General features: G+C 48.4%; 12 protein-coding genes. 7 read left to right on the top strand and 5 right to left on the bottom strand.

Translation table 11 applies throughout. The annotated features are described in order from the left end of the window. Nucleotides 1-4 precede the first annotated feature (4 nt). The 5 genes from BUB18_RS09100 to BUB18_RS09080 are packed head-to-tail and all read right to left on the bottom strand — an operon-like array spanning nt 5 to nt 3,061. A complete protein-coding gene (locus BUB18_RS09100) occupies nt 5-454 on the bottom strand; it encodes a (4Fe-4S)-binding protein (RefSeq protein WP_073080075.1) in 450 nt (149 codons plus the stop codon). Nucleotides 455-470: 16 nt separating this feature from the next. Further along, nucleotides 471-872, bottom strand: a complete 402-nt coding sequence (locus BUB18_RS09095) for an OsmC family protein (RefSeq protein ID WP_073080073.1) — start codon at nt 870-872, stop codon at nt 471-473. A gap of 33 nt (nt 873-905) precedes the next feature. Next, on the bottom strand, nt 906-1,532 hold the full coding sequence (locus BUB18_RS09090) for an alpha/beta hydrolase (protein ID WP_073080072.1): 627 nt from the start codon (nt 1,530-1,532) through the stop codon (nt 906-908). A gap of 2 nt (nt 1,533-1,534) precedes the next feature. After that, the gene (locus tag BUB18_RS09085; protein ID WP_073080465.1) at nt 1,535-2,467 is read right to left on the bottom strand and encodes a ring-cleaving dioxygenase; all 933 of its coding nucleotides are present in this window, start codon (nt 2,465-2,467) and stop codon (nt 1,535-1,537) included. Between the two features lie 57 nt (nt 2,468-2,524). Further along, complete coding sequence (locus tag BUB18_RS09080) at nt 2,525-3,061, bottom strand: YceI family protein (RefSeq protein WP_073080070.1); 537 nt, start codon at nt 3,059-3,061, stop codon at nt 2,525-2,527. 315 nt (nt 3,062-3,376) lie between these two features. On the opposite strand from BUB18_RS09080, the gene BUB18_RS09075 reads away from it, so the two are divergent. The 7 genes from BUB18_RS09075 (at nt 3,377) to BUB18_RS09045 (ending at nt 12,697) form a co-directional block, all read left to right on the top strand. Further along, entirely contained in the window at nt 3,377-4,846 is a 1,470-nt protein-coding gene (locus tag BUB18_RS09075) for a TolC family protein (protein ID WP_143159880.1), read from the top strand. A gap of 10 nt (nt 4,847-4,856) precedes the next feature. Continuing rightward, on the top strand, nt 4,857-5,846 hold the full coding sequence (locus BUB18_RS09070) for an HlyD family secretion protein (RefSeq protein WP_073080066.1): 990 nt from the start codon (nt 4,857-4,859) through the stop codon (nt 5,844-5,846). Next, nucleotides 5,843-7,012 (top strand): ABC transporter permease, encoded by a 1,170-nt coding sequence (locus BUB18_RS09065; protein ID WP_073080064.1) that lies wholly within the window; start codon nt 5,843-5,845, stop codon nt 7,010-7,012. The genes BUB18_RS09070 and BUB18_RS09065 overlap by 4 nt, the downstream gene beginning before the upstream one ends. Next, a complete protein-coding gene (locus BUB18_RS09060) occupies nt 7,005-8,177 on the top strand; it encodes an ABC transporter permease (protein ID WP_073080062.1) in 1,173 nt (390 codons plus the stop codon). Before BUB18_RS09065 ends, BUB18_RS09060 begins: the two co-directional genes overlap by 8 nt. Before the next feature lie 21 nt (nt 8,178-8,198). Then, on the top strand, nt 8,199-9,554 hold the full coding sequence (locus BUB18_RS09055) for an exonuclease domain-containing protein (RefSeq protein WP_073080060.1): 1,356 nt from the start codon (nt 8,199-8,201) through the stop codon (nt 9,552-9,554). A 100-nt stretch (nt 9,555-9,654) separates the two neighbouring features. Further along, on the top strand, nt 9,655-10,590 hold the full coding sequence (locus BUB18_RS09050) for a phosphoribosylaminoimidazolesuccinocarboxamide synthase (RefSeq protein ID WP_073080058.1): 936 nt from the start codon (nt 9,655-9,657) through the stop codon (nt 10,588-10,590). A gap of 310 nt (nt 10,591-10,900) precedes the next feature. After that, a complete protein-coding gene (locus BUB18_RS09045; protein WP_073080057.1) occupies nt 10,901-12,697 on the top strand; it encodes an ABC transporter ATP-binding protein in 1,797 nt (598 codons plus the stop codon). Nucleotides 12,698-12,798 lie beyond the last annotated feature (101 nt).

The following is a 12,798-nucleotide window of genomic DNA, read 5'->3' as shown; positions in this document are numbered from 1 at the left end:
ATGATTATGATTCAGGTTTATCTCTGAAATTGATTTTTACGTGCGTGCCATCGCAGTAAGGCTTGTTGGACGAAGCACCACAGCGGCAAAAAGCAGTCACTTTGTTTTTACGTGTTTCCTTGCCATCGGCGTCTTTCACCACGATGTTGCCATATACAAGCAGTGGCCCGTTTGGCAGCGGCTCCACGATGCTTTCGGCTTCAATGTCTGGTGCAACGCCGCCTTCGGCTGCCACCTCACTGTTCAGGTAATAGGTGAGTGCGCCGGATGGGCATTGTTTTACCTGGTTGATGATGCGTTCAGTGGTGGCACCTTCGGCGTTGATCCAGGGTTTGGTATGCGGATTGAATACCTCCGGCAAACCATGGAAGCATACTTCTGAGTGTATACACACATTGGGCTTCCATACGATGGTCACCTCGCCGTTGGTGTATTTCTTGGTAATGTCTTTCATACGAATGTCCGTTTTATTAAGCGGGATTGCTGATGATAACAATAGGATTACTCAATACCTTATGAACAGGGCAGGAGTCCGCAATCTGCAGCAGTCTTGCCCGTTGTTCGTCATCCAGGTTACCCTGGAAGGCAATATTACGTTCAATAACGGTCGTATTAGGATCCGGTTTTTTGTCCTTATTGAAAAACAGTTCAATTTCCACGCCTTCCAGCGGCCATTTCTTTCGTTTGGCATACATGGTAACCGTAATGGCCGTACAGGCGCCAAGACTGCTCAGCAATAATTCTCCGGGCTTAGGGGCGGTATCGCCGCCGCCAACTTCCTCGGGTTCATCTGCCAGCCAGCGGTGACCTCTGGTATCTATGGACACCTGGTAGGGATTCTGACCAATACTAACTTTCACTGATTCTTCCATAAATCTATAAGCTGCTTCCTTGTCAGCGTTAATCTAAAATGATTGGGCCAGCCACTGTGCAGCAAGCGTAACATCCTGCCGGGTAAGCTGGTGGCCTGTGTCGAGCATTTCTAATTTTACCGCAAAGCCGTTGGCTTCCAGTAATGTCGCATAGCTCTCGGTAGCTCCGGGTTCCAGGGTTGCATCCTGTAAACCGCCACTCATAAATACAGGCTGTGCTTTTTCGGTTTCAAACGGATCTTCAATTCCCTGCAACGGCTGCATGGGGCGGAACAATACCGCGCCTGCCAGCAGCTCCGGGTACAGCATCAATATGGCTCCCGCGATATTGGCGCCGTTGGAATAACCCACGGGGATTAGCTTGTCCACGTCAAAACCTTTTTCGAGCGACAGCTCCTTTAAAAAGTGTACCAGCTCATGCGTACGGAAATGTACATCCTTTTCGTCAAATACACCCATGGAGAGTCGACGGAAAAACCGCGGCATGCCATGTTCACTAACGTTACCGCGTACACTGAGTACATGGTAACCCTTGCCCAGTTCGGCTGCCAGCGGCAGTAAATCCGTTTCATCACCACCGGTGCCATGGAGCAGCAACAGCGTATAACCGTTACCGTTGACAGCCGGTTCCCAGATATATTGCAGGGGTTTAAAGTCCATCGTTAATCCAGCTTTACTAATTTTTTTATAATCTCTTCCCGCTGTGCTTCATATTGTGGTGGCAGCATCAGGTGGGTGCCCAGCTCGTTGAGTGGTTCGTCTACCGTGAAACCCGGTGCATCAGTAGCCAGTTCAAACAACACGCCGCCCGGCTCACGGAAGTAAACGGATTTGAAGTATTTTCTATCCAGCACCGTGGTGAGGTGCAGCCCCCTGTTTTCCAGTTCTGTTCTTAATTTTTCCTGCGTCGCTTCATCAGGCACGCGGAAGGCTACGTGGTGTACACTGCCGCCTGCCACATGTCCCCGCATTTCACCTTTGGCTTCCACCAGGTCGATAAACCCGCCCTGCTGGCCTTCCGGGCCGGCAAAGCGATAGCGGTTGGTATGGTTCTTTTTCAGTTCCCAGCCAAATACGGATACAAGTAAATCGGCCGTAGGCTGAATATCGTCCAGGGTAAGCGTTACATGATGAAAGCCCCTGGTGGCATTGTTTTCTTTGATCTCCGCTGTCTCCCATGGCTTGCGGTCGTCCGACTGCTCGGGTACCGTCAGCTCAATTTTGAGTCCATCCGGATCTAAGAAGGTGAGGTATACCTCTCCAAATTTGGAAGAGGGTTTATTATATATTATGTTTTCTTTCTCGAATCGTTTCAGCCAGAAATCCAGGCTGCCTTCCGGCACAGAATACCCGATCTCAGTGGCCATGTGCGTACCTCTGCGGCCCGTTGCGATGTCTTCCCACGGAAAGAACGTGAGAATTGTACCCGGGTCACCTTTTTCATCTCCATAATAAAAATGATAGGTATTAGGGTCATCGAAATTGACGGTTTTCTTTACAAATCGTAATCCCATTACCCTTGTATAAAAATCAAAGTTCTTTTTGGCCCGTCCTGCTATCGCTGTTACGTGATGTATGCCCTTTATTGCGCTCATGGTAATGTGTTTATGAATGAAAAAGTCCCGCAGCATGGCGGGACCGCGTAATATTTTTTATGATCTTTTCAGCATCTGTACTTCGCAGTGGATCTTTACTTCATCACTCACCATCACCCCGCCGGCTTCAGTGACTGCGTTCCAGTTTAATCCGAAGTCTTTACGGTTAATTTTGCCATGCACCGTAAAACCTGCTTTGGTATTGCCCCAGGGATCTTTTACCACCCCGCCGAATTCCACATCTAACTTAATGGGCTTAGTGACATCGCGTATGGTAAGGTCGCCATACAGTGTATAGGAGCCGTCGTTATCCACGCTTTCTGCTTTGGTAGCCTTAAATACAATATTGCGGTATTTGTCTACATCAAAGAAATCAGGGCTGCGAAGGTGACCATCGCGCTGTGCGTTGCCGGTATTTACAGAGTCAATATCCACGGTGGCAGTTACTTTGGCATTCATGAAATCCTCTTCTTCCGTTTCGGCCTCCACTGTGAAGTTGTCGAATTTACCATTGATGTTGGTAATCATCAGGTGTCTGATCTTGAAGCCAAGCTCGCTGTGGTCAGCATCTGCTACCCAAGTTGTTTTTGCCATAAGTGAATGGTTTTATAATGATGAAATATTATGACCTGTAATGGGACGGTGTTGCTCTCAAAGCATAACAAGTCCGCAATTTGTTTGTTCATATAAACAACACAAAGGTCATTAATTGCCGGACGGATGCAAATGCACTAAATATTGAAAATGATGTACAAATTGTGCTTTACTAAGTTAAGAAATTCGGAGGTAAGGGAAAACAGATTAATTAATCATCATTTTTTTTCAAATAACACAAACATTATGCATAATTAATTGTTTATCTGTCGGATGAACCCAAAAATGGTGGCGTTGCTCAGAAATGCATATCGTATGAAACAATTCCCAGCTATCATCATTCCGATTATACTTGCTGTTCCAGCTTATGCCCAGGATGCCGGGAAGGAGCTCTCATTAAAAGATTGTTACCGCATCGCCAGGCAGGGCAACATCGTGGTGCAGCAGGCGCAACACTCGCTCAAAGCCAGGGAGTATTCCCTGCAGGCAAATAACCGCGCTTATTTCCCTAAGGTGGACGTGCTCGCAGGCTACAACTACCTCGTTAAGCCACTGGAAATAAATCTGCAGCAGGTGAAAAACGGGGTGGTCGACGGGTCGTCCGCACAGGCCGTGAATACCGCCAATGAAGTATTTCACCAGATCACCGGCCAGGACCTCCCACAGGCAGTAAAAGATAAAATCTCCACCACCACCAAAAGCATCCTGAACACGGCCTACCCGGATTATAACCCGGCACTGGCCAAGCAATCCTACTTTACCGCTGGCGTGTTTGTAAGGCAACCCATTTACATGGGCGGAAAAATAGCCTCCGCACAGGAACTGGCACGCACCAACGTAAAGGCAGGCGAATTCAATCAGCAGCTGGTAGAAAAGGAACTAACTTTTGGCATCAGCGCCCAATACCTGCGCATCCTCTATCTTAACACCATCCTCTCACATGAGGCCATCATACTGAAAGCGTTTGAGAAAAATAAAGCCTACGCGGCGTCTTTGAAAAAGAACCAGATACTTCCGCCTTACTTACTAAACTGGGCGAATGTATCCTACACGCAGGCCGCCAATCGTTACGCCAACCTGCAGCTGGACAAACAAAACGCTATCCTCGAGCTTAATAAGCTGCTGGGGCAGCCGCTCAATACGCCACTGGTCATCAACGACACGCTGGAATACAATCGCTACGACATCGCCAGCAGTGATGCGCCAGCGGAGGTGCAACTGGATAATAACGCCACCTACAGGCTGGTGGCCAACGCCACCGACCAGGCCAAAGTAGCGGTAAAGGCAACCCGCTCGCTGTCCCTCCCCAATATTTTTGCCATTGGTAACGTGAACGTATACCAGAAAGACCTGCCCGTTACCATTCCACCCTGGATGGTAGGGGTGGAACTCCAATGGAATATTTTCGACGGCTTTTCCCGCGTGAAGCGCACCCGCGCCAGTGAACAACTGGTAGAGGAAGCAAAACTGGCGGCTGAAAATACTAAAACTAATCTGGAGCTGCGGCTGGCAGTGGCCAAAAACAAAATGCAGTCGCTCCAAAATGAAGTAGCCTCGCTCGATAGTGCGCGGCAACAGGCGCGACTCACCACTGTCCTGATCACCGACCGCATGGAAAATCAACTCTCTTCCGTAAAGGATGTGAATGATGCACTCCTGATGGAAGAGGAGATGGAGAAGATCTATTATACTGCCGTATTGGGATACTACCTGGCTATGGCCGAATACTGGAACGTACTGGGCACTCCCGAGGAGTTTGCCGCTTACATTGACGGAACGAAATAAACGCATACAGATGAGGAACTTTCTTAAAAATTATTGGGCCTTACTTGTTCCCATTATCATTATTATCATCGCTTTGTTCTTCTTCGTGAAGAAGCCCACTGCCGCTGACGATTCAGTGATCGGGATGGTAGATGCCGACTACGTGGATGTGGCCGCGGAGTTTCCCGGCAGATTGGATAGCCTGTTGGTTAAACAGGGCGATACCGTCCGCAAAGGGCAACTGCTTGGCGTATTGCGTTCCACAGAAATAAATGCCATCCGTAATCAGGCACTGGCCGCCATTGACGCAGCTCAGGCCCAGCTTACGCTGCTACAGAAAGGCGCCCGACCGGAGGTGATCCAGGCTGCCAATAATCTATATAAGATCACACAGGACCAGTATGAGCTGATGCAGAAAACCTATAAGCGCATGGAAAACCTGTTTAGTGATGAAGTGATTTCCGGCCAGGAGAAAGACCTGGTGTATTTCAAACTCCAGGCGTCCAAAAAGGAAATGGAAACTGCCAAACTGAATGTGGAAATGCTGGAACAGGGACGCCGGCCGGAGCTGATCCAGGCTGCAGCGGCCATTCTTACCCAGGCCCGTGAAGGCTATGAACTCACCAAAGCACTCTCTGATAATACGTATATCCATGCGCCATCTGACGGTATCATATCTTCCATGGTGATCTCTGAAGGAGAAATAGTGTCCATCGGCTATCCGCTGATTACTTTGCAAAAGCCGGAAACCTATCACATGCGCTTCAACATCCGCCAGGATCAGATGAACAAACTCAAACTGGGCACAGTCGTGAAAATGACGGTGCCGGGCTGTGAGCCGGAGAAATTTGATGCAAAGGTGCATGAGGTGTCGCCCTCGCTCACTTTTGCCAACTGGGTACCGGTGAAAGCCAAGGGAGATTTTGAACTGCGGACATTTACCGTCGATTTTAAACCCGTTAATGAAGCTGCCATCAATGGTTTGAGACCAGGAATGACCGCAAGTATGAACCTGCCATGATCTTAGCTGTATATAAAATTTTTATCCGTGAATGGAAGCGGATTCTCACACTGCCGGTTCACTATGTGGTGCTGCTGGTAGTGCCGGTGATTATCTGTACTATTTACGCGCTGATCTATAATAATAAGTTCGCTCAGGACCTTCCCGTGGCGGTTTGGGATGAATCGCATTCACCCTTGTCGCGACAGTTTACCTTTATGCTGGAGGAAACAGAATCGATTCATTTCACCAGGCAGGTAAATAGTTATGCAGAGATAGAATCGCTGATGAAGAAAGGAGAAATCCTGGCCGCCATACATTTTCCACCAGGAATGGATAATGATATCAAAAGCCGGCATCCTACAACTGTTACACTTTATGCTAATGCCGCGTCGCTGGTGACCTCCAAGCTTATTTACAAGGATGCGGCGCAGGTGATTATTACCGCCGGTTCGGGTGTGATCCTGCAGAAGTTCGTAAAAAAAGGGATGCCGTCGGGGCAGGCGATGTCGCTCGTATTGCCCGTGAACCTGCATTCCTGGGTGCTGTACAACCCGCGGTACGACTATCAGGCTTACCTGGTGCCCGGATTGATTGCGGTAGCCTTACAGATGATGATTATCATGGTAGCTATTCTCACGTTGAATTATGAGAGAAATACAGGCACCATGGAGGAGTTGCGAGAGCAGGCCGGTGGTTCCGCGTCGGTGGTGATTATGGGAAAGTCACTCGCACATTTATCAGTAGCCTGGGTAAACTACCTGCTCGTAACGTGCATCATGTTTCCCATTTTTGCCAATGGCTTGTTAGCCACTAACTGGCCTTTGTTTGTGATGTATACCCTGCTGGCCATTGCCTGTATTGGGGTGGGGATGCTGGTATCGTCCATATTCAATGATGTAATGCTGGCCTGTGATATAGGCCTGTTCTATACTTCGCCGGCCTTCGTATTCAGCGGCTTTACTTTTCCCCGCTGGGGCATGCCCTGGTTTGATCAGTATTACGCGCAGCTAATGCCGTTTACGCCATTCCTGGATTCGTTGTTCAAAGTGTATTTTATGAAGCTGCCTTTACTGTATTGTTATAAAGAGATGGGGCACCTGCTGATTTTTATAGTGCTGACGTTTCCGGTGGCTATTATCGTGTTTCAGCGCAGGCTGAATAAACTTGCTGTACAACATGCCTGATTTTTTCTCTCACATAGGACGTGTGTTTCTCCGGGAACTGAAGCTGATCGCCTCGGATCATAGTCTTACGCTGACCCTGCTGCTGGCGCCGCTGATCTATGCGTTTTTCTACGGAAGTATTTACCAGTACAAAGTGGAAGAGCAGGTGCTGCTGGGTGTGGTGGACGAAGATAATACCGACCTTTCCCGCACATTTGTGGAACAGGTGGGCAACCTCCAGATCACGAAGCTGGTAAGGGCCGCCAACATGGAGGACGCGCAAAAGAGCATGTACTATGGCGATACGCAGGGCTTTTTGTTCCTGCCCAAAGGTATGGAGAAAAACCTGCTGGGCTTAAAACAGGCGGACGTAGTGCTGGTGGTGAACGGGGCACGATTCCTGCCTTCCAGTGAGCTGGCAATGGGCATTACCAATATTGGTATGGCCGTAGGAGCGGGGGTGCGACTGAAATATAACCAGATGCAGGGAAATAACAATGAGATTGCCATGCGGGAAACCATGCCCGTGAATTTTGATTACCGGCCGGTGTACAACACTCGTTCCAGTTACGGGGGATTCCTGCTGCCGGGGCTGCTGGCGCTGATCCTGCAACAAACGCTGCTGATAGGGCTGGCGGAGAGTGTGGCGCTCGACCGGCAACGGAAACACCTGGGGCAGGTGATAGGAATGGCGGGGAATAGTCTGTCGACCGCGCTCTGGGGGAAATCGCTCTTTTACTTTATCCTTTTCTGCGGATACGCTGCCTTCTTCATGACGGTTAATTACCGCACGCTTGACATCCCTTTCAGGGGCCATCCGCTGGATGTATCGATTGCATTTGTTTTATTTATATTGACGTTAATCCCGATGGGCTTTACCCTGGGCACCTTATTTAAAGGGCAGCTGCTCACGGCCCAGCTGATGGTGTTTTCTACCTATCCATTCTTTCTGCTCAGCGGGCTTGCCTGGCCGTATGACTCGCTTCCCAGGGGAATGCAGTTGTTGTCGTCCTTACTGCCCACCACGCCGTTTCTGAAAATCTATATTGCCATTGTGCAGTCCGGGGCTGGTTTGGGAGATAATATGGTGTCGGTCGTACACCTGCTCCTGCTCTGGGTGTTTTATGTATCGCTGGCATTGTGGCGACTCTCATTTCTCCGGAGGAAGGAAGCAGGATTATCCTAAAAGCAATATCTTTGTTTCAGGATGTATGCAATTGTAGATATAGAAACTACTGGCGGCCATGCCAGTGCCAACGGGATTACGGAAATAGCCATTTTTGTATATGATGGCAGCGGGCTGGTGCAGCAGTATGATACCCTTGTAAACCCTGGCATTCCCATTCCTCATTACATCAGCAGTTTGACCGGCATTACCAATGAGATGGTGGCCGATGCCCCGCCATTTGAAGCCGTGGCACCGCTGGTGCACAGTCTCCTTAAAGACAATATTTTTGTTGCACATAATGTGAATTTCGATTATTCGTTTGTGCAACATCACCTGAAGGCCGCCGGTTTTGAGCTGGATACCCGTAAGCTTTGTACGGTGCGGCTGGGGCGTAAGATTTTTCCCGGATTGCAATCCTATAGCCTGGGTAATATCTGCCGGCATTTTCAGATTCCGATAAACGGTCGTCACCGCGCTGCCGGCGATGCGGAGGCTACCATGAAGCTGTTTGCCATGCTATTGGCGCAGGACAAGGCCAATGCTATTTCCGGTGCATTGAAAGGTGGTTCCAAAGAACAGTTTCTGCCTCCAAACCTCCCACCGGAGCAGGTGAAAGACTTGCCAAGTGTACCAGGCGTATACTATTTTCATGACCAGAAGGATAAGGTGGTATATGTAGGAAAAGCTAAGGACCTGAAGAAACGGGTAAACAGCCACTTTACAGGGAACAATCCGGGGCGGCAGCGGCAGAATTTTCTGCGTACCATTCACCGGATCACCTGTCAGCCTACGGCTACAGAGCTGATGGCGGGCATTCTCGAGTCGGTGGAGATCAAGCGACTCTGGCCGGCATTTAACGCCGCCCAAAAACGGATCGAATACCGGTATGGTTTATACCTGTTTGAGGACCAGTTGGGGTACATGCGGATTGTGATTGAAAAGCGAAGGAAACATTCCCATCCTGTACATAGTTTCAATTTGCTGGTGGATGGGCACCGGATTTTACGGGCCCTGATCAGGGAATTTCAGCTGTGTCCCAAATTATGTTTTTTGCAAAAGGGAGATGGTACCTGCGCAGGTATCACTGCCGGTACGTGTAATGGCGCTTGCCGCAAGGATGAAAGCCCGGAGGAATATAATAACCGGGTGGCAGCAGCCATCGTTTACCTCCAGGATCAGCAGCCTTCCGTAACGATATACGACAAAGGACTGACGCCGGGAGAACGAAGCTGCATCATGATGGAGAAGGGTAAGTTTTATGGGATGGGTTATTTCCCCGGGCATTTGGAGCATACTAACCCTACGGCTATACGCGAATACCTCACGCCGTATCCGGAAAACGAAACGATCATAGGTCTGCTAAGGCCTTACGCATCGGGCGTTTCCGCCGGGTAACCAGAAAATTTATTATCGGAATGCAACAACACATGCGATTCCTGCATACTTTTGCAGCGCTGAAAAGTGTTTTAATCTTCATTTATTATAAAATTTATTCATGTTAGAGCCAAGATTCAACCTGCCAGGTCAAACCGCTTTCTACAAAGGGAAAGTACGTGATGTTTATACCATTGAGGACCAACTCATGGTAATGGTTGTTAGCGATCGTATCTCTGCATTTGACGTAGTGCTGCCAAGGCCTATTCCTTACAAGGGCCAGGTGCTGAACCAGGTAGCTGCTATCATGCTGGAAGCCACTAAAGACATTGTGCCTAACTGGGTGAAATCGACTCCGCTGCCTAATGTTACCATTGGGTTGAAATGCGAAACTTTTCCGGTAGAGATGGTGGTGCGTGGTAACCTCACCGGTCATGCCTGGAGAACTTACAAATCAGGTGAACGGATACTTTGCGGTGTTACCATGCCGGAAGGACTGAAAGAAAATGATTACTTCCCTACGCCGATTATCACACCTACCACCAAAGCCCATGAAGGTCACGATGAGGACATCTCCCGTGAAGAAATCATTTCGAGAGGTTTGGTAAGCAGGGAAGACTACGAGCAACTGGAAAAATATACGCTGGCCTTGTTTCAGAAAGGTAAGGAGCTGGCCGCTAAACGTGGGCTGATCCTGGTGGACACCAAATATGAGTTCGGTAAACACGGTGACCAGATCGTGGTGATTGATGAGATCCACACCCCGGATTCTTCCCGTTACTTCTATGCAGAAGGCTACGAGGAAAATCAACAGGCGGGCAAACCACAACGTCAGCTCAGTAAAGAATTCGTTCGCGAATGGCTGATGGCAAATGGTTTCCAGGGTAAAGACGGTCAAACCGTTCCTGAAATGACCGACGAGTTTGTAAGCAGCGTGAGCGAGCGTTATATCGAGCTGTTCGAAAAAATCACTGGTCGCACTTTTGTAAAGGAAGATGTGACGCCGGTAGATGCCGAAGCAAGGATAGTAGCGGAGCTGAACAGGCTGAAAGCTTAAAATCCTTATAAAACATAATTGAGAGCCGCTCCGTAAAAGGGGCGGCTTTTTTATTGGTGTAGAGACGCCTCGCAGGCGTCTATCAAAACACAATCTTATCATTAATCTATCTGGTACTCAACTTACCAATGAATTAATTATAGCGTAGATTTACCCGAATAGACGCCTGCGAGGCGTCTCTACTTCGCTGATTAAATGGACATCAAATCGCAATAAAACAGGCGTATTACCGCATGTGATAACCCACCCATCATTTCCCCGCACGCCATATCCCATAATGTCCTATTTTTGCTACCAAACAGATAGGCTTTTGAAACACTTAGCGGCACTGAACAAATACTTTATCCAAAACAAATGGAGGTTAATCCTGGGGTTGCTGTTTACAGCAATTTCCATTGTATTTAGCGTATTCCAACCCATCATGGTACGACAGATCTTCGATTTGTTGTCGCATAACCTGGATGAATACCGGTTGCTGGAAAATACACCGTTGAGCGGCATATTTAAGGGCAGCTTTTCACAGATCCTGGCTTTTTATGGTGTTAGCATATTGATATTCGCGTTGCTGAGCGGTTTCTTCCTGTTTTTGCAAAGGCAAACACTTATTGTGATGAGTCGCCATATTGAGTATGGACTCAAAAATGAAATCTATCAGCATTATCAGCGGCTGGATCTTAACTTTTTCAAGATGCACCGTACCGGTGATCTGATGAGCCGCATTACCGAGGATGTATCACGTGTACGTATGTACGTAGGGCCGGCCATTATGTATGCATCCCGTACTTTATTTCTGATCGTGATCATCATTTACCTGATGATAGACGTAAATCCCTTGTTAACGCTGTATACCTTGTCGCCACTGCCTTTTCTGGCCATTACCATTTACTACGTAAACCGGATAATCCATAAAAAAAGTGAACGCATACAAGCGCAGTTGTCCGGCATTACCAGTATTGCGCAAGAGTCGTATTCCGGTATCAGGGTGATCAAATCCTACGTGCAGGAAGAGGCGAGCACCAAACATTTTGAGGAAGCGAGTGAAGCGTATAAACAGAGTTCTATTAGTCTGGCTAAAACGGATGCCTTGTTCCAGCCTGCGATGGCGCTGATGATTGGCCTTAGTGTGATTCTCACAATTTTCATAGGCGGGCTGCAGGTGATAGCCGGTAACATTACTGTCGGTAACCTGGCGGAGTTTGTGATATATGTAAACATGCTGATGTTTCCATTTTTCTCCATTGGGATGGTAGCTTCCATGATACAGCGTGCCGCGGCCTCACAGCAACGCATAAACGAATTCTTACAGATTAAACCGGACATAACGGATACAGCAGGGGCAAAGCCTGTGGCGATCAACGGAGAAGTAAGGCTCGATGCCGTGACATTTACGTACCCGCACACGGGTATTACTGCCATAAAAGATTTCAATCTCCACATAAAACCAGGAGAAAAAATAGCCGTGATTGGCCGTACCGGCTCCGGTAAGAGCACGCTGGCACAGCTGCTCATCAGGATGTACGATCCGCAGCAGGGTAAAATCCTGATGGGAGGTGCCGATATCCGCCAGATTCCGCTGGAAAACCTGCGCAGTCAGATCAGCTATGTGCCGCAGGATGTGTTCCTGTTTTCCGATACGGTGGCGAATAATATCCGCTTTGGCGACCCGGTAGCGGACCTGGCAAAGGTGCAGCAGGCGGCGCGACAGGCATCTGTGGAAAAAGACATCCTTGGCTTTAATGAAGGATTCGAAACGGCGATAGGAGAGCGGGGAGTAACCCTGAGCGGTGGTCAGAAGCAACGCATTTCAATTGCGCGTGCGCTGATTAAAAACCCGCAGCTGCTTATTTTCGACGACTGCCTTTCCGCGGTGGATGCCCGTACTGAAAAAGAAATTATAGGTAACCTGTACGCCTATCTGAAAGATAAAACTGCCATCATTATCACGCACCGCATTTTCGCGTTGTTTGAGTTCGATAAAATCATTGTGATGGATGAAGGACGCATCGCCGAAGCAGGAACGCATGAAGAATTATTGTCATTGAATGGCTATTATGCAGAGTTGTACGCACGCCAGCAATCCGGCGATGAAGAGCCACTAACTGAGTAGTAATCACTGTCTTGTATATACGCCGCAGTGGGCATTTAAGCCTATGTTTTATGATTTTTCAAAATCATTTAAAATTATTTTGATATTTGTAAAACAATAGT

This window comes from Chitinophaga jiangningensis, assembly GCF_900142605.1.
Classification (GTDB): Bacteria; Bacteroidota; Bacteroidia; order Chitinophagales; family Chitinophagaceae; genus Chitinophaga; species Chitinophaga jiangningensis.
This window is presented reverse-complemented; position numbering and strand designations above follow the sequence as displayed.

Excerpts from the sequence above, each read along its gene's own strand:
- BUB18_RS09090 (WP_073080072.1), bottom strand. The coding sequence starts at position 1,532 with ATGGACTTTAAACCCCTGCAATATATCTGGGAACCGGCTGTCAACGGT.
- BUB18_RS09085 (WP_073080465.1), bottom strand. The coding sequence starts at position 2,467 with ATGAGCGCAATAAAGGGCATACATCACGTAACAGCGATAGCAGGACGG.
- BUB18_RS09080 (WP_073080070.1), bottom strand. The coding sequence starts at position 3,061 with ATGGCAAAAACAACTTGGGTAGCAGATGCTGACCACAGCGAGCTTGGC.
- BUB18_RS09070 (WP_073080066.1), top strand. The coding sequence starts at position 4,857 with ATGAGGAACTTTCTTAAAAATTATTGGGCCTTACTTGTTCCCATTATC.
- BUB18_RS09055 (WP_073080060.1), top strand. The coding sequence starts at position 8,199 with ATGTATGCAATTGTAGATATAGAAACTACTGGCGGCCATGCCAGTGCC.
- BUB18_RS09075 (WP_143159880.1), top strand. The coding sequence starts at position 3,377 with ATGAAACAATTCCCAGCTATCATCATTCCGATTATACTTGCTGTTCCA.
- BUB18_RS09065 (WP_073080064.1), top strand. The coding sequence starts at position 5,843 with ATGATCTTAGCTGTATATAAAATTTTTATCCGTGAATGGAAGCGGATT.
- BUB18_RS09095 (WP_073080073.1), bottom strand. The coding sequence starts at position 872 with ATGGAAGAATCAGTGAAAGTTAGTATTGGTCAGAATCCCTACCAGGTG.
- BUB18_RS09060 (WP_073080062.1), top strand. The coding sequence starts at position 7,005 with ATGCCTGATTTTTTCTCTCACATAGGACGTGTGTTTCTCCGGGAACTG.
- BUB18_RS09050 (WP_073080058.1), top strand. The coding sequence starts at position 9,655 with ATGTTAGAGCCAAGATTCAACCTGCCAGGTCAAACCGCTTTCTACAAA.
- BUB18_RS09100 (WP_073080075.1), bottom strand. The coding sequence starts at position 454 with ATGAAAGACATTACCAAGAAATACACCAACGGCGAGGTGACCATCGTA.